The 16,735-nt window shown below is 69.6% G+C and carries 14 protein-coding genes and 1 tRNA gene; 8 read left to right on the top strand and 7 right to left on the bottom strand.

Features of this window, described 5'->3' with window-relative positions; translation table 11 throughout:
• The first annotated feature begins 39 nt into the window (after positions 1 to 39).
• Positions 40 to 1,203, top strand: coding sequence for an acyl-CoA dehydrogenase family protein (locus tag ACZ3H8_RS15550; protein ID WP_467401865.1), 1,164 nt, complete (start codon positions 40 to 42; stop codon positions 1,201 to 1,203).
• Positions 1,204 to 1,319: 116 nt separating this feature from the next.
• Here the strand turns inward: ACZ3H8_RS15550 and ACZ3H8_RS15545 are convergent, their stop codons facing one another.
• The 4 genes from ACZ3H8_RS15545 to ACZ3H8_RS15530 all read right to left on the bottom strand — a co-directional run bounded on the left by ACZ3H8_RS15545 (position 1,320) and on the right by ACZ3H8_RS15530 (position 4,614).
• Complete coding sequence (locus tag ACZ3H8_RS15545) at positions 1,320 to 1,664, bottom strand: rhodanese-like domain-containing protein (RefSeq protein ID WP_467401864.1); 345 nt, start codon at positions 1,662 to 1,664, stop codon at positions 1,320 to 1,322.
• Between the two features lie 90 nt (positions 1,665 to 1,754).
• A complete protein-coding gene (locus ACZ3H8_RS15540) occupies positions 1,755 to 2,588 on the bottom strand; it encodes a hypothetical protein (RefSeq protein ID WP_307662298.1) in 834 nt (277 codons plus the stop codon).
• A 33-nt stretch (positions 2,589 to 2,621) separates the two neighbouring features.
• A complete protein-coding gene (locus tag ACZ3H8_RS15535; protein WP_467401861.1) occupies positions 2,622 to 4,091 on the bottom strand; it encodes a DUF2252 domain-containing protein in 1,470 nt (489 codons plus the stop codon).
• Between the two features lie 172 nt (positions 4,092 to 4,263).
• Positions 4,264 to 4,614: a winged helix-turn-helix transcriptional regulator gene (locus tag ACZ3H8_RS15530; RefSeq protein ID WP_467401859.1), complete on the bottom strand. Its 351-nt coding sequence runs from the start codon at positions 4,612 to 4,614 to the stop codon at positions 4,264 to 4,266.
• Between the two features lie 109 nt (positions 4,615 to 4,723).
• Here ACZ3H8_RS15530 and ACZ3H8_RS15525 point away from each other — a divergent pair, with 109 nt between their 5' ends.
• A complete protein-coding gene (locus ACZ3H8_RS15525) occupies positions 4,724 to 5,335 on the top strand; it encodes an FMN-dependent NADH-azoreductase (protein WP_467401856.1) in 612 nt (203 codons plus the stop codon).
• A 243-nt stretch (positions 5,336 to 5,578) separates the two neighbouring features.
• On the opposite strand, the gene ACZ3H8_RS15520 is transcribed toward ACZ3H8_RS15525, so the two are convergent.
• The 3 genes from ACZ3H8_RS15520 to ACZ3H8_RS15510 all read right to left on the bottom strand — a co-directional run bounded on the left by ACZ3H8_RS15520 (position 5,579) and on the right by ACZ3H8_RS15510 (position 8,311).
• A complete protein-coding gene (locus ACZ3H8_RS15520) occupies positions 5,579 to 6,286 on the bottom strand; it encodes a response regulator transcription factor (RefSeq protein ID WP_467401854.1) in 708 nt (235 codons plus the stop codon).
• A gap of 72 nt (positions 6,287 to 6,358) precedes the next feature.
• Positions 6,359 to 8,047, bottom strand: coding sequence for a sensor histidine kinase (locus ACZ3H8_RS15515; protein WP_467401851.1), 1,689 nt, complete (start codon positions 8,045 to 8,047; stop codon positions 6,359 to 6,361).
• 180 nt (positions 8,048 to 8,227) lie between these two features.
• Positions 8,228 to 8,311 (bottom strand) — tRNA-Leu (locus ACZ3H8_RS15510).
• Between the two features lie 318 nt (positions 8,312 to 8,629).
• On the opposite strand from ACZ3H8_RS15510, the gene ACZ3H8_RS15505 reads away from it, so the two are divergent.
• From ACZ3H8_RS15505 to pknB, 6 genes are all read left to right on the top strand, one after another.
• A complete protein-coding gene (locus tag ACZ3H8_RS15505; RefSeq protein WP_467401850.1) occupies positions 8,630 to 9,487 on the top strand; it encodes an FhaA domain-containing protein in 858 nt (285 codons plus the stop codon).
• 10 nt (positions 9,488 to 9,497) lie between these two features.
• Positions 9,498 to 10,013 (top strand): FHA domain-containing protein FhaB/FipA, encoded by a 516-nt coding sequence (locus tag ACZ3H8_RS15500; RefSeq protein ID WP_307662304.1) that lies wholly within the window; start codon positions 9,498 to 9,500, stop codon positions 10,011 to 10,013.
• Positions 10,014 to 10,142: 129 nt separating this feature from the next.
• The gene (locus ACZ3H8_RS15495) at positions 10,143 to 11,639 is read left to right on the top strand and encodes a PP2C family protein-serine/threonine phosphatase (protein ID WP_356223419.1); all 1,497 of its coding nucleotides are present in this window, start codon (positions 10,143 to 10,145) and stop codon (positions 11,637 to 11,639) included.
• Positions 11,640 to 11,664: 25 nt separating this feature from the next.
• Positions 11,665 to 13,074 carry an FtsW/RodA/SpoVE family cell cycle protein gene (locus ACZ3H8_RS15490; RefSeq protein WP_307662306.1) on the top strand — a complete coding sequence of 470 codons (1,410 nt, stop codon included), beginning with the start codon at positions 11,665 to 11,667 and terminating at the stop codon, positions 13,072 to 13,074.
• Positions 13,071 to 14,534, top strand: coding sequence for a peptidoglycan D,D-transpeptidase FtsI family protein (locus tag ACZ3H8_RS15485; RefSeq protein ID WP_467401846.1), 1,464 nt, complete (start codon positions 13,071 to 13,073; stop codon positions 14,532 to 14,534). Before ACZ3H8_RS15490 ends, ACZ3H8_RS15485 begins: the two co-directional genes overlap by 4 nt.
• A gap of 168 nt (positions 14,535 to 14,702) precedes the next feature.
• Positions 14,703 to 16,691 (top strand): Stk1 family PASTA domain-containing Ser/Thr kinase, encoded by a 1,989-nt coding sequence (gene pknB, locus ACZ3H8_RS15480; RefSeq protein ID WP_467401845.1) that lies wholly within the window; start codon positions 14,703 to 14,705, stop codon positions 16,689 to 16,691.
• Positions 16,692 to 16,735 lie beyond the last annotated feature (44 nt).

Genomic DNA, 16,735 nt, shown 5'->3' with positions numbered 1-16,735 from the left:
GGATTTCAGGGCAGCACCGGTGCGTGGGAGGACAGGGCAGTGGACTTCACCTTCACCGAGGAGCAGCAGGCGGCGGTCGAGGCTGCGAAGGCGGTCTTCTCGGGCGTCGCGCCCGACGGAGTGCCGAGCCCCGCGCTCACCCCGGGCGCGGTGGCCGAGGAGTTCGACCGGCCGCTGTGGGCCAAGCTCGCGGACTCCGATCTGCTGAGTCTGGTCCTGTCGCCACAACACGGCGGGGCCGGCCTCGATCCAATCGCGCTCTGCCTGGTGCTGCGCGAGTCCGCGAAGGTGCTGGCGCGGGTGCCACTGCTGGAGACGAGCGCGGTCGCCATGGCCGTGGAGCGTTACGGCAGCACCGAGTTGAGCGACGAGATCCTGCCCCGCGTCGGCCGCGGCGAACTGGTGCTCACCGTCGGGGCCAACGGCCGCACCGGCCACGACCCCGCCGAGCTCGCCGTCGCCGCGCGCCCTGCCCGCGCACAAGGTGATGGGGCCGGCTGGGTGCTCGACGGGGTGCAGACGGGCGTGCCCTGGGCCCAGTCCGCGGACCGGATCGCCGTGCCGGCGCACACCGGTGAGGGCCGGGCCGCGTTCGCCCTGGTCCCCCGGGACCGTGAAGGCATCACGTTCGGCGAGCAGGTCTCCACCAGCGGCGAGCGCTTCGCCGAGGTCAGCCTCGACTCCGTACGGATCGACAGCCGCGAACTGATCGACGCCGACGGCGCCTGGGAGTGGCTGCGCCAGCTCCTGGCCACCGGAACCTGTGCACTGGCTCTCGGGCTCGGCGAGAGCGTGCTCGCGATGACCAGCGAGTACACCGGAAAACGTGAGCAGTTCGGCTTCCCGGTCGCCACATTCCAGGCAGTCGCCGTCCAGGCCGCCGACCGCTATATCGATCTGCGCGCGATGGAAGCGACCCTTTGGCAGGCGGCTTGGCGGCTGACCCCGGCGCGGGAGAGCACGGGAGTCGGCGGCCCGCTGCCGGTGTCCGGCGATGTTGCGGTGGCGAAGATCTGGGCCTCGGAGGGCGTACGCCGCGTCGTCCAGACCGCGCAGCATCTCCACGGCGGCTTCGGCGCCGACACCGACTATCCGCTGCACCGCTACCACGCCTGGGCCAAGCAGCTCGAGCTCTCACTCGGCCCGGCCGCGGCCCATGAGGAGGCCCTGGGCGACCTGCTGGCCGCTCACCCCCTCGGCTAACGGCTCAGGGAGCCGAATCAAGCCTCGCAGCCCCGAGCCTCGTGCCCCCAGCCTCGTGCCCCCAGCCTCGTGCCCCCAGCCTCGTGCCTCGTGCCTCGTGCCTCGTGCCTCGTGCCTCAGAGGACGAACGCCGGGTTGCCGGTGTCGGTGACCATCGGGCGGCCGACGCCGTCCCATGCGAGCATGCCGCCTTCGATGTTCACCGCGTCGATGCCCTGCTGCACCAGATACTGGGTGACCTGCGCGGACCGCCCGCCGACCCGGCACATCACATACGCCCGGCCCCCGTCGGCCAGAGCCTCGGTCACCTCACCGAAGCGGGCCACGAAGTCGCTCATCGGGACATGCAGCGCGCCCTCGACATGCCCGGCCGCCCACTCTTCGTCCTCCCGGACGTCCAGTACCAGGCCGTCGGACGGTACCGCCGCGGCGTCCACCGAGGGCAGCGGGGCGAAATTCATGGTCATGCCTTCTCTCGTGCATCTCACACATATCGTGCATCTCGAACATACGCGGCAGGGTCTCTCGGCTCCTGAGAAACCTCAGAAAACCTACTGCACCAGTCCGGACAGTTCCTTCTCACGCTCGGCGACCTGCACGAGCAGCTGCTCGGCGATCTCCTCCAGCAGCCGGTCCGGGTCCTCGGGCGCCATCTTCAGCATCGCGCCGATCGCGCTCTCCTCCAGCTCCTGCGCGACCGCGGTCAGCAGCTCCTTGCGCTGCGACAGCCACTCGAGCCGGGCGTAGAGCTCCTCGCTCTCGCTGAGTGGCTGTTCGGCGGGCACAGGCCCGGCCGCCCACTCCTCGGCCAGCTCCCGCAGCAGCGCCGCGTCGCCGAGCCCGTAGGCGGCGTTCACGCGCGTGATGAACTCTTCGCGCCGTGTCCGCTCCCCCTCGTCCTGCGCCAGGTCCGGGTGCGCCTTGCGGGCCAGCTCGCGGTAGAGCTTGCGTGCCTCCTCGCTGGGACGCACCCGCTTCGGCGCCCGCACGGGCTGGTCGTTGAGCATCGCGGCGGCCTCGGGGGAGAGGCCCTCGGAGTCCATCCAGTCGTGGAACAGCTCGTCGACACCGGGCATCGGCATCACCATCGCCCGCGCCTCCTGCGCCTTGCGCAGATCCTCCGGATCGCCGCTACGAGCGGCCCGGGCCTCCGCGATCTGCGCGTCCAGCTCGTCCAGGCGCGCGTACATCGGACCGAGCTTCTGGTGGTGCAGCCGGGAGAAGTTCTCCACCTCCACCCGGAACGTCTCCAACGCGATCTCGAACTCGATCAGCGCCTGCTCGGCCGCGCGCACCGCCTTGTCCAGCCGGGCCTCGGGCCGTGGCTGCGCGTCCTGCTCTTCGTCGTTCCGGGTCGTCGGCCCGCCGGATGCATCCTGGGTCACGCGCCCAGCCTACGGGCGCGGCGAAGCACCCCGTCACACCCCCAGCTCAGCGGCTATCCGCCCACTCTTGATCGCCGCCAGCAGATCCGCGTGGTCCGCTTCCGTACGGTCCGCGTACGTCATGGCGAAGCCGGCCACCGCCTCGTCCAGCTCCTCGTTCTTGCCGCAGTACCCGGCGAGCAGCCGCGGGTCGGCGCTGTGCGCATGCGCCCGGGCCAGCAGCGCACCGGTCATCCGCCCGTAGTCGTCGAATTCGTCGGGCGCAAGCGCCGCCGGGTCCACGCTTCCCTTGCGGTTCCTGAACTGCCGTACCTGGAAAGGCCGTCCGTCGACCGTCGTCCAGCCGAGCAGAATGTCGCTGACCACCTGCATCCGCTTCTGGCCGAGCACCACTCGGTGCCCTTCGTGGTCCACCTCCGCCACCTGGAACCCGGCGGCCGGCAGATACGGCAGCAGTGCCGAGGCCCGCGCCTCCTTCACCTGAAGCACCAGTGCCTCGCCCCGGTGGTCGAGCAGCAGCACCACATAGGACCGCGTGCCAACGCTCCCTGTTCCCACCACCCGGAACGCCACATCGTGGATCGCGTACCGCGCGAGCAGCGGCCGCCGGTCCTCCGACACCGTGCGCAGATACCCCTCGAGCGCCGAGGCGACGGCCGCCGCCTCCGCGTCCGGCACCCGCCGCAGCACCGGCGGCGCGTCCACGAAGCGCCGTCCGCCGTCGCCACACTCCTCCGTCGCCTTGGCGGCGAAGCGCGCACTCGTGTTGTTACGGGCCCTCTCCGAGACCCGCTCCAGCGTGCCGAGCAGATCGCGCGCGTCCGTATGGGAGACGAGCTCCTCGTCGGCGATGGCGTTCCACGCGTCCAGCGCGGGCAGCCTGGCCAGCAGCCGCATGGTGCGCCGGTACGCGCCCACCGCGTCGAACGCGGCCGCCCGGCAGACAGTTTCGTCCGCGCCTGCCACCCGCCCGGCCAGCACCAGTGAGACGGCGAGCCGCTTGACGTCCCATTCCCACGGGCCGACAACGGTCTCGTCGAAGTCGTTCAGGTCGATGACGAGGCGGCCGCGCACATCGCCGTACAGTCCGAAGTTCGCCGCGTGCGCATCGCCGCAGATCTGCGCGCTCACCCCGGTGACCGGAGTGCCCACCAGGTCGTGGGCCATCAACCCCGCCGAGCCGCGCAGAAACGCGAACGGCGATGCGGCCATCCGGCCCACCCGTATCGACGTGAGCCCAGGCACCCGGCCGCGGCTGGACTCCTCGACGGCCTCGACCGCGTCGGGCCGCGTCACCGCGAGCACCAGCGAGTCGTGCGAAGCCCGCGGCACCCGGTCCCGCAGCACCTTCCCCGCCTCCTTCGGCGACCGGGCGGCGTCCGCAACGCCGGGCGTTCCCTGCCCCGGACGCGGTGCGAAGCCCGGCACCACCGGAATGCGCTCCCCGCCCGTCGCCCCTGCCCCGACCTGCTGCACCGGCATCACCGTCTCCGCCTGGCTCATGACGCGCTGCCTCCCCCGTCGTCGTACCGACTCCAACATCAACTGCCAACGACGGTACCGCCGCTGCCCGACAACCGTCTCCCCCTGTGGATAACGTTGCGCAACTCCGCGGCCTGCAAGGCTCAAGCGCCCAAACCCCGCCCTTGAGCCTCCGTCCGAGCCGGGAGCCCCGCTAGCAGGGGTCCGAGCCGCCCTTTGCCAGATACGTGTCGGCCCACAGCGCCAGTTCCTTGAGCGCGGGCTCCATCGCCGCCCCGGCCTCGGTCAGCCGGTACGCGACGCGCAGCGGCGGCCCCTCGTCGACCTCTCGCACGACCAACCCCGCCGCCCCCAGCTCGGTCAGCCTGTCCGAGAGCATGCGCTCGCTGATGCCCGGGATTGCCCGCCGCAGCTCCGCGAAGTGCACAGCGCGCTGCATCAGCACCGAGACGATCAGCCCGGTCCAGCGCTTGCCGAGCAGCTCGAAGACGCGCGTGATGCCCCCATCGACCCTCTTGCACGCCTCTTCGCTGTGTTCCGCCATGCCTCCAGAGTACTGCGCCATCCCCATGAACTTACGAAAGATAAGTACCTATGCTATCTATAGGTGCGTACGGAATTTCATCACGCACCACCCCCTCATGGAGAACCTCATGGCCACACTGCTGCACCTCGACTCCGCCGTCTTTCCTCAGGGCTCGGCCTCCCGCGACATCACCGCCTCCTTTGTCCAGGCCTGGCAGGAGCAGCACCCTGAGGGCACGGTCGTCTACCGCGATCTCGCCGCCACGCCCCTGCCCCACCTGGACTTCGCCGCCGTTTCCGCGGGGATAGAGGACGCGCTGCGCGCCGAGCTCGCTTCCGAGCTCGAGGCGGCGGACGCCGTTCTGATCGGCGCACCGATGTACAACTTCACGATCCCGTCCACTCTCAAGGCATGGCTGGACCAGGTGATCGTCGTCGGCCACAACGCGGGCCCCGACGGTCCGGTGGCCGGCACCCCGGTCACGGTCGTCGCCAGCCGCGGCGGTTCATACGCTCCGGGCACCCCGCGCGAGGACTACGAGTTCGTCCAGAACTACCTGGAGAAGGTGCTGACCGGCATGCTCGGCGCTGAGGTCGACTTCATCGTCCCCGAGCTGACACTGGCTCACTCCAAGCCCGAGATGGCGGAGCTGATTCCGCTGGCCGACGCCTCCCGTTCGAAGGCGCTCGACGAGGCTGCCCAGAAGGGCAAGGCCCTGGCTGCGCGTCTCGTCGCCTGACTACAGGTGCCGCGCGCAGCGCACACCTCACGTGAAACGCCCGCGGAGAGTCCATCCTCCGCGGGCGTTTCACGTGAAACACGTCAACGCGGATGTTCCACGTGAAACGTCAGCCCGTCAGGACGCCCACGTGCCCGCACGACGCCCGCCCGCACGACGCCCGCAGGCACGACGCCCGCAGGCACGACGCCCGCAAGCAGGCCCCCACGCCCAACCCGCTCACCCGCTCACCCGCTCACCCGCTCACCACCCACCGTCCAACCCGGCGTCCCGCGCCAGCAGTGCCGCCTGCACCCGGTTCTCGCACTCCAGCTTCGCCAGGATGCGGCTCACATACGTCTTCACCGTGGCCTCGCTCATATGCAGCCGCCTCCCGGCGTCCGCGTTGGACAGCCCCTCGCCGAGCAGCGCCAGCACCTCCCGCTCGCGGGCGCTCAGCCCGGCAACGCGAGCCCGCGCCTCCTCGCCGCGCGCAGCCGCCCGCCCGGACGCGAGCTGGTCCACCACATGCCGGGTCGCTCCGGGGGAGAGATACGCCTCGCCCGCGGCCGCAGCCCGCACCGCCCGGATCAGCTCCGCGGGTGCAGTGTCCTTGAGCAGGAACCCGGCGCCCCCGTGTTCCAGCGCCCGCAGTACGTTCTCCCGCTCACCGAAGGTCGTCAGCACGATCACCCGCGTCGCCGGTGCCGCCCTGCGGAGTTCCCCCAGCGCCGTGAGCCCGTCCATCACCGGCATCTGGATGTCGAGGAGCACCACGTCGGCGGTGTGGGAACGCGCCAGGTCGATGGCCTCGCGCCCGTTCGCAGCCTCCGCCACGACCTCGATCTCGCGGTCCGAGGTGAGGATCATCCGGATCCCCGCCCTGATGAGCGGCTCGTCATCAGCGACGACGACCCGGATCGGCGAACCGCTCGGCGACCCTGTCGACGCACCCGTCGGCAACCCCGTCACATGCACCCCCACACCACAGGCACCCCCACAACACAACCGCCGCCTACCGGCACCCGCCGCCGCCCACCGCCCTCAGCGGCTGACCTCGTAGGACTTCTTCTCGATCAGCTTGCCGCCCTTGAAGCAGAACCGGAACACCGGCTCGGTCTCGATACTGTCCCCCACCTCCGAGGACATCAGCACCATGCACTTGGAGTCCGCAGGCTCCTTCGGGCCCTTGCCGCTCAGCCCCGTCGTCGTGATCGTGTCCCCGCTCGGCAGCTGGTCGCGCACCTCTTCCTCGGACGCCCCGATCTTCACCTGCTCGTACTGGGCCGGGTCGATCATCCCGTCGCTCACCGACCCCACCAGGAAGAACATCCCGAAGACACCCGCCACCACCAGCACCAGCAACGCCGCCAGGGCAATCCCGCATCCCAGCGCGAACCCCCCGCCACTGCTCTTCCCACCCATCGCCAACTCCCGCTCCGAAACAGTCCAGTCCATGACCGGATCACCGTTCCCGAGCGCGGCCTTCGGCGACTGCTGGCGGAAGTCGTCCTCCGCAGCGACGAACGGCGCGGCCTCCACGACTCCGTACGGCAGCACTCCAGCCACCCGGAAGCCCCCGCCGTCCGCCGGCCCCGCATGCACGATGCCGCCGACCAGCCGCGCCCGCTCGCGCAGCCCGGTCAGCCCCTGCCCGCCGCTGACCACCTCGCCGGGTGCCGACGCCCCAGCTGCCCCGCTGACGATCTCGACGACGACCGAGTCCGGCTCGTATCGCAGCTCCACGTCGATCGGAGCGCCGGGAGCGTGCTTGTACGCGTTGGTCAGCGCCTCCTGCACGATGCGATACGCCGCATGGTCGGCCGCCGCGGCGAGCGCCCGCGCCTCGCCCTTGCACCGCAACTCCACCGCGTTGCCCGCCGCTCGCGCGGCCTCCACGAGCCCCCCGATACCGGCCGTCCCACGCGCGACCCGCCCCGACTCGTCAACCGGCGCCGGCCCCTCGACCCCGTCCCGCAGAATCCCGACGACCTCACGCAGTTCATGCATTGCGGTCACCGAAGCGTCCCGCAGCACCCCGACCGCCTCCCGCTGCCGCGGCGTCAGCTCGGGATCCACCTCCAGCGCACCGGTGTGCACGGAGATCAGCGCCAACTGGTGACCGAGGCTGTCGTGCATGTCCTGAGCGATCCGCTGGCGCTCACGCAGCCGCGCCTGCCCCACCACCATCGCGCGCTCCCGCAAGAGCTGGACGTTGCGCTGCTGCAGGGTGTGCAGCAGGGTCCGGCGCTGCGTCCAGTAACGGCTGGCCAGGCCCGGTACGACCGCCGTCGCAAGGAAGTACAGAGTGGCGAGCAGCACCAGCGTCATCGGCGTCTGCTCGGACCAGGTGTCGACAAGCATGATGCCGACAAAGAGGCCGTACGCGACGGTGAACGCGACCAGCGCCCGGCCGGCGCCCACGATCCTGCGCCCCGCCGACCAGCCCACGACCATCAGCAGCGGCGCGAAGCCGCTCAAGAGCGGCGCGAGCGCCCCGGTGACCACCAGCACCGGCAGGGGCATCCGGCGCCGCAGCAGCGACAGCAGCGCGGCCGCCGCCCCGACGCCGAGCAGCCGCAGCCCCGCGCTGCCCGTCAGTTCCTCGGTTCCGGCGGCCATGAGACCGAGCACCAGCGCGAGCACCACCTCGCCGACGGTCCGCCTCCGCGACCAAAGCTCGGGTGCCGCCAGCCACGTCCAGCCGGCCCATATCTTCGATGACGCGTTCACGCCCGCACCCTAAGCAGCCCGCCCCGCCGCCCACGGCCCACTTTCGTCTCGCCCCGGAGCGACGAACGTCGCACAGTCGCACATCCCACACTCCGGTCAGCCCGCGCGGAGGACACCCCGGGCGGGAAGAAGGCAACGCAGAAGCCCCGTAGGTCGATGACCTACGGGGCTTCTGATCTGTGCGCGAGGGGGGAGTTGAACCCCCACGCCCTTTCGGGCACTGGAACCTGAATCCAGCGCGTCTGCCTATTCCGCCACCCGCGCATTGGGTGCTGCCGCCTTGTGCCCCACCCGTTCGGTGTGACCCCCTGGCGACATCCAGAAGATTAGCACGCGGTACAGGGTGCATTCACACTCGATTGTTTCGGCAGAGCCGACGAAGGAAGAGGGAACGGAGAGCGGTCTCCCCCCACTCCTCTTGGGTGCACCCTGGGTGCGGGACACTGTCAGGAGGCCGCCTCTACGATCCGTGTGAGAGGTGACACTCATCGACGGGGCAGACAAGGGGAACCAGCCGATTTCCCGACGCGTGGATACGATCAGTAAGCAGTACCAGGACGGCAACGACGGAGGAGGTGCCTCATGGGAGTCCTGAAGAAGTTCGAGCAGCGACTCGAAGGTCTGGTCAACGGCACCTTCGCCAAGGTGTTCAAGTCCGAGGTCCAGCCCGTCGAGATCGCGGGCGCGCTCCAGCGCGAGTGCGACAACAACGCGACGATCTGGAACCGCGAGCGGACGGTCGTCCCCAACGACTTCATCGTGGAGCTCAGCGCGCCCGACTTCGAACGCCTGAGCCCGTACTCCGGCCAGCTCGGCGACGAGCTCTCCGGCCTGGTCCGCGACTACGCCAAGCAGCAGCGCTACACCTTCATGGGGCCCATCAAGGTCCACCTCGAGAAGGCGGAGGACCTCGACACCGGTCTGTACCGGGTGCGCAGCCGCACTCTCGCGTCGAGTACGTCACAGTCGCCCGAGCGGGCCCCCGCCGGCCCCGGGCCGGCCGCAGTCCCTCAGCGCGGCGCCCGCGGCGGCTACGGCTATCCGCCCGCCGGTGCGCCTCCCATGCCGGCCGCGCCGCCTCCGGGCGCCGGCCGACCCGGTCCCGCGCCCGCCGCGGACCGCCGCTCTGCACCCGGCCCAGGCCCGATGCCGAGCACTCAAGTACGACGCTGGATCGAGATCAACGGCACCCGCCATCAGATCTCCCGCCCGACGCTGGTGCTGGGTCGCAGCACCGACGCCGATGTGCGGATCGACGACCCCGGCGTATCGCGCCGGCACTGTGAGATCCGGACCGGAACGCCCTCGACGATCCAGGATCTCGGGTCTACCAACGGCATCGTGGTAGACGGGCAGCACACAACCCGCGCTACGCTCCGCGACGGCTCGCGGATCGTCGTGGGCAACACCACCATCGTTTACCGGCAAGCCGAAGGGTGAAGCGGGGGCAATGTCAGAGCTGACCCTGACGGTCATGCGGCTAGGTTTCCTGGCCGTTCTGTGGCTGTTCGTGATCGTGGCCGTCCAGGTCATCCGCAGTGACCTGTTCGGTACGCGCGTCACGCAACGCGGCTCACGCCGCAACGCCGACGCGCGTCCCCAGCAGACGCGCCAGACCGCCGCGCCGCCGCAGCAGCGCCAGCAGGCGGGCGGCGGCCGCCAGCGCCGTGGGGCGCCCACCAAACTTGTTGTGTCCGAAGGCACCCTCACGGGCACCACGGTGGCCCTGCAGGGCCAGACCATCACGCTGGGCCGGGCGCACGACTCCACAATCGTGCTGGACGACGACTACGCGTCCAGCAGGCATGCCAGGATCTACCCGGACCGTGACGGCCAGTGGATCGTCGAGGATCTCGGGTCCACCAATGGCACATATCTCGACCGGACCCGACTCACCACCCCGACACCGATTCCGCTGGGCGCGCCGATCCGCATCGGCAAGACCGTCATCGAGCTGCGGAAGTAGTACGACAATGAGCGAGCGGAGCGAGCGAGCCGCAGCGGTCCCGACAGCGGACCGGGACGGGCTCCCGACCGGAGGGTGGGCAGTGTGGCTCGAGACCGGCTGTACCCCGAGCCGACGGGCGAGGTGCGCATGAGTCTGTCTCTGCGCTTCGCCGCCGGATCGCACAAGGGCATGATCCGGGAGGGCAACGAGGACTCCGGCTATGCCGGCCCCCGCCTTCTGGCCATCGCCGACGGCATGGGCGGCCAGGCCGCCGGCGAGGTCGCCTCCTCGGAGGTCATCTCCACGCTCGTCACGCTCGACGACGACGTGCCCGGCTCGGACATCCTCACCTCGCTCGGTACGGCCGTGCAGCGCGCCAACGACCAGCTGCGGCTGATGGTCGAGGAGGACCCCCAGCTCGAGGGCATGGGCACCACGCTCACCGCCCTGCTCTGGACCGGCCAGCGCCTCGGCCTCGTACATGTCGGCGACTCGCGCGCCTATCTGCTCCGCGACGGCGTGCTGACACAGATCACCCAGGACCACACCTGGGTGCAGCGCCTCGTCGACGAGGGCCGGATCACCGAGGAAGAAGCCACCACCCACCCGCAGCGCTCCCTGCTGATGCGCGCGCTGGGCAGCGGCGACCATGTCGAGCCCGACCTCTCCATCCGCGAGGTCCGCGCCGGCGACCGCTATCTGATCTGCTCCGACGGACTGTCCGGCGTCGTCTCCCACCAGACGATGGAGGAGACCCTCGCCAGCTACCAGGGCCCGCAGGAGACGGTCCAGGACCTGATCCAACTCGCGCTGCGTGGCGGCGGCCCCGACAACATCACCTGCATCGTCGCCGACGTCCTCGACACCGACTCCAACGACACCCTGGCCGGGCAGCTCAACGACACCCCGGTCGTCGTCGGCGCGGTCGCCGAGAACCAGCTCCAGCTGAACGACGGCGGCGCTATGCAGACCCCTGCGGGACGCGCGGCCGGCCTCGGCCGCCCCGTGCCCCCGCAGCAGAACGGCAGCTTCGGCCCGCCCGGCAGCGGCGACGGCATGGGATACGGCGGCATGCCGCCCGAGGGCAGCTTCGGGGCGTACTCCGACGAGGACTTCGTCAAGCCGCGCGGCAGCCGCAAATGGCTGAAGAGATCCTTCTACATCGTGCTCGCCCTGGCGGTTGTCGGCGGCGGTCTGTACGGCGGCTACCGCTGGACACAGACCCAGTACTACGTCGGCTCCCAGAATGAGCACGTCGCGCTCTACCAGGGCATCAGCCAGGACCTGGCCTGGGTCTCGCTCTCGAAGGTCGAGAAGGACCATCCCGAGATCGAACTCAAGTACCTCCCGCCCTACCAGCGCAAGCAGGTGGAGGCGACGATCACCGCCGACAGCCTCGGCAAGGCACGCGCGAAGATCGACGAGCTCGCCGTCCAGGCCACCGCCTGCAAGAAGGACGAAGAGCGCCGCGAGGCGGCCGACCGCGCGAGCACCCCGCCGCCCGGCGAGGGCGAGGCCGGTGGCACCACCGGCAAGCCGACCACCCAGAACGCCAAGACCAAGCCGACCGCAGCTACTCCCTCTCCGGGGCCCACCCTCTCGGAGGAGGAGCAGAAGCTGGCCTCGAACTGCGGAAAGCAGTAATCGGCCGTAGGGGGCCTTCTCCACCATGAGCGTTGTCACCAACACCACCACGATCGGCGCGATCGAAGCACCGAGCCGCCGCAACACCGAGCTGGCGCTGCTCGCCTTCGCAGTCGTCATCCCGGTGTTCGCGTACCTCAACGTCGGCCTCGCCCTGAACGGCGAAGTGCCGGCCGGACTGCTCGGATACGGGCTCGGCCTCGGCCTGCTCGCGGGCGTGGCCCACCTCGTGGTGCGCAAGTTCGCCAGATACGCGGACCCGCTGCTGCTGCCGCTGGCCACCCTACTCAACGGCCTCGGCCTGGTGATGATCTGGCGCCTCGACCAGTCGCCCCGGCTGATCCAGCGGGCGACGACGCTCTTCGGGGGCTTCAGCCCCGACGCCCCCAAGCAGCTGCTGTACTCGGCGATCGGCATCGCCCTCTTCGTCGGCGTACTGATCCTGCTCAAGGACCACCGGATCCTGCAGCGCTACACCTACATCTCGATGGCGGTGTCGCTGGTCCTGCTGATCCTGCCGGTGTTCTTCCCCGCGGTGAACGGCGCGAAGATCTGGATCAGCCTCGGCCCCTTCACCATCCAGCCAGGTGAGTTCGCAAAGATCATCATCGCGATCTTCTTCTCGGGCTATCTGATGGTGAAGCGGGACGCCCTGGCGCTCGCCAGCCGCCGGTTCATGGGCCTGTACCTGCCGCGCGGCCGTGACCTCGGACCCATTCTCGTGGTCTGGGTGATGTCGATCCTGATCCTGGTCTTCGAGACCGACCTGGGTACCTCGCTGCTGTTCTTCGGCCTGTTCGTGATCATGCTGTACGTCGCCACCGAGCGCACCAGCTGGATCGTCTTCGGTCTGCTGATGTCCGCGGTCGGCGCGGTCGGCGTGGCCACCTTCGAGCCGCACGTCCAGCAGCGCGTCGAGTTCTGGCTCAACCCCTTCGCCGAGAAGACCTGGGCGCAGAGTGAGCAGATCGGCCAGGCCCTGATGTCGTTCGGCTCGGGCGGCACGCTCGGCACCGGCCTCGGCCAGGGCGACTCCGACCTCATCGGCTTCGCCGCCAACTCCGACTTCATCCTCTCCACCTTCGGCGAGGAGCTCGGACTCGCCGGGATGATGGCGTTCCTGCTGATCTACGGCCTGATCGTGGAGCGCGGCGTACGCACCGCCCTCGCCGCCCGCGACCCCTTCGGCAAGCTCCTCGCAATCGGCCTCTCCGGCGCCCTCGCCATCCAGGTCTTCGTGGTCGCCGGCGGTGTGATGGGTCTCATCCCGCTGACCGGTATGACCATGCCGTTCGTCGCGTACGGCGGCTCGTCCGTGATCGCCAACTGGGCCCTGGTGGGCATCCTGATCCGCATCAGCGACACCGCCCGCCGTCCCGCGCCCGCGCCCGCCCCGTCCCCCGACGCCGAGATGACCCAGGTGGTCCGACCGTGAACAAGCCCCTGCGCCGGATCGCGATCTTCTGCGGGCTCCTCGTGCTGGCCCTGCTGGTGCGCACGAACTGGCTCCAGTACGTCGAGGCCGACGAACTCAACACGCACTCGAAGAACCGCCGTGTCCTGATCGAGCGGTACGCCAACGAGCGCGGGAACATCATCGTCGACGGCAAGCCGATCACCGGCTCCGTGGAGACGAACGACACGGACTTCAAGTACAAGCGCACCTACGTCGACGGCCCCATGTGGGCGCCGGTCACGGGTTACGCGTCGCAGGCCTTCGACGCCAACCAGATCGAGAAGCTCGAGGACGGCATCCTCACCGGCAACTCCGATCAGCTCTTCTTCGACCGCACGATGGCGATGTTCACCGGCGACAAGAAGAAGGGCGGCAACGTCGTCACCACCCTCAACGGCGCCGCGCAGAAAGCCGCCTTCGAGAAACTCGGCTCCAAGAAGGGCGCGGTCGCAGCGATCGACCCGCAGACCGGCAAGATCCTCGCCCTGGCCTCCACCCCCTCGTACGACCCCTCGACCTTCGCCGGCTACTCCGGCAAGGACGAGAAGGCGTGGCTGGCACTGGAGCGGGACAAGGACAAGCCGAAGCTGAACCGCGCGCTGCGCGAGGTCTACCCGCCCGGCTCCACCTTCAAGGTGCTCACTGCGGCAGCGGCCCTGGAGCACGGCGTCGTCGACGACATCAACGCGGCGACGGACACCCCGGAGCCGTACATCCTGCCCAACACCCGCAGGCCGATGGTCAACCACGCCAACGGCTGCGAGAACGCCAGCCTGAACCAGGCGCTCAAGGTCTCCTGCAACTCCGTCTTCGCCAGCCTCGGTGACAAGGTCGGCCGGGACAAGATGGTGGAGACGGCCCAGAAGTTCGGCTTCAACAACCCCGAGATCGACACCCCGGTGCGGGCCGCCGGCTCCGTCTACGACAAGACGATGGACCGCCCCGGCAATGCCCTGTCGTCCATCGGCCAGTTCAACACCGCCACCACCCCCCTCCAGATGGCCATGGTCACCGCGGCGATCGCCAACGACGGCAAGCTGATGAAGCCGTACATGATCGACCGGCTGGAAGCACCCAACCTGGAGGTCATCAAGAACAACGAGCCGCAGGAGATGAGCCGCCCGCTCTCCCCGGAGAACGCGCAGCTCCTCCAGGAGATGATGGAGAACGTCGTCAAGCAGGGCACCGGTGGCAACGCCAAGATCGACGGCGTCGAGGTCGGCGGCAAGACCGGTACCGCCCAGCACGGCGAGAACAACAGCAAGAACCCGTACGCCTGGTTCATCTCGTACGCGAAGACCGCTGACGGCGGATCCCCGGTCGCCGTCGCCGTCGTGGTCGAGGACAGCGAGGCCAAGCGGGACGACATCAGCGGCGGCGGTCTCGCCGCCCCCATCGCCAAGGCCGTGATGCAGGCGGTACTGGACAGCAAGAAGTGACGCGGATCACGTCTGGCGTCCATACCTGCACATTGCGATACCGGTCGGGTATCAGGTGACGGTCACAGGCGGATCAGGTGCGGCGTGCCCGGTAGCGTATGCGCGAACAGCACACCGCCGGACCACACACGGGTGCGGTCGGGACTGACGGAGAGGGCTGGAACAGTTATGGAAGAGCCGCGTCGCCTCGGCGGCCGGTACGAACTGGGCTCGGTGCTCGGCCGTGGTGGCATGGCAGAGGTCTACCTCGCCCACGACACCCGGCTCGGCCGCACCGTCGCCGTGAAGACGCTGCGGGCCGACCTCGCCCGCGATCCGTCCTTCCAGGCCCGGTTCCGCCGTGAGGCCCAGTCTGCCGCCTCGCTCAATCACCCGGCGATCGTCGCGGTCTACGACACGGGCGAGGACTACGTCGACGGGGTCTCGATCCCGTACATCGTCATGGAGTACGTCGACGGGTCAACGCTCAGAGAGCTGCTGCACTCCGGGCGCAAGCTGCTGCCCGAGCGCACGCTGGAAATGACCATCGGCATCCTCCAGGCGCTCGAGTACTCGCACCGCAACGGCATCGTCCACCGCGACATCAAGCCGGCGAACGTCATGCTGACGCGCACCGGCCAGGTCAAGGTGATGGACTTCGGCATCGCCCGTGCGATGGGCGACTCCGGCATGACGATGACGCAGACCGCGGCCGTCATCGGCACCGCCCAGTACCTCTCCCCGGAGCAGGCCAAGGGCGAGCAGGTCGACGCGCGCTCCGACCTGTACTCCACGGGCTGCCTGCTCTACGAGCTCCTCACCGTGCGTCCGCCCTTCGTGGGCGACTCCCCGGTGGCGGTGGCGTATCAGCATGTGCGGGAGGAGCCGCAGCCGCCGAGCAACTTCGACCCAGAGATCACGCCCGAGATGGACGCCATCGTCCTGCGGGCCCTGGTCAAGGACCCCGACTACCGCTACCAGTCGGCCGACGAGATGCGCGCGGACATCGAGGCCTGCCTCGACGGCCAGCCGGTCGCGGCGACGGCGGCGATGGGCGCGGTCGGCTACGGCGGGTACGCCCCGGACGACCAGCCGACCACGGCGCTGCGCCAGGCCGACCCGGGTGGCCAGACGTCGATGCTCCCGCCGATGAACCCGGACGACGGGGGCTACAACGGCTACGACGACCGACCGGACCGCCGCCGCCAGAAGAAGTCGAACACCTCGACGATCCTGCTGGTACTCGCGGGCATCCTGGTGCTGGTCGGCGCGGTGCTGATCGGCAAGTCGGTCTTCAGCGGCAATGGCGGCGGCAACGGCGATGTGCCGGTGCCGCAGCTGGTGGGCAAGCCGTTCAAGGAAGCCCAGAGCCTCGCGACCAACGCGGGCGTCAAGGTCGCCCAGTCCAATACGGCGCGCTGCGACCAGCCCAAGGGCAGCATCTGCAGCCAGACGCCGGCCGAGGGCAAGATGCAGCAGGGCGAGACGATCCAGGTGGTCGTCTCGGAGGGCGCGCCCAAGGTCGAGGTGCCCGACGTCACGGAGAAGTCCCTGGCGAACGCCAAGGACCAGCTGCAGGGCAAGGAATTCAAGGTCGAGGTCAAGGAAACCGAGTCCGACGAGGAACCGGGCACCGTGCTCGATCAGAACCCCGATGGCGGCACCCAGGCGGAGAAGGGTTCGACGGTCACCCTCACCGTGGCCAAGCAGTCCAAGATCAACGTGCCCCGGGTCGTGGGCGCGCAGTTCGACGCCGCCAAGGCCCAGCTCGAAGGCCTCGGGTTCACTGTCGCGCGGGTCGATGCGGACTCCAACCAGCCTGCGGGCCAGGTCACCGAACAGGACCCCAAGGGCGACTCGAGGGCGGCCAAGGGCACGCAGGTCACGCTCACGGTCTCCAAGGGCCCGCAGCAGACGCTGGTGCCCGTTCCCGAGATCAGGACCAAGAGGGTCTCCGAGGCCAAGCAGATCCTGGCGCAGAGCGGCTTCACGAACATCCAGTTCGCGCCCGGCAGCTCCCCGGACGACAACGCCTTCGTGAGCAACTCCGACCCGCAGCCCGGCACTCCGGTGGACCCGGCGACCACAACGATCACGCTCACGACGGTCGGTGGCAGCGGTGGGAACGGCGGAGGCGGGAACGGCGGCGGCGAGTTCATCGGCGGCGCCGGCGACTAGCCGACCGGCAAGGCTCCGTACAGCGAGAAGCCCCGGCACCCACC

This window comes from Streptomyces sp. NPDC002868, assembly GCF_055563295.1.
Note: the sequence above shows the minus strand (reverse complement) of the source record. Positions and strands in the feature narration are given on the sequence as shown.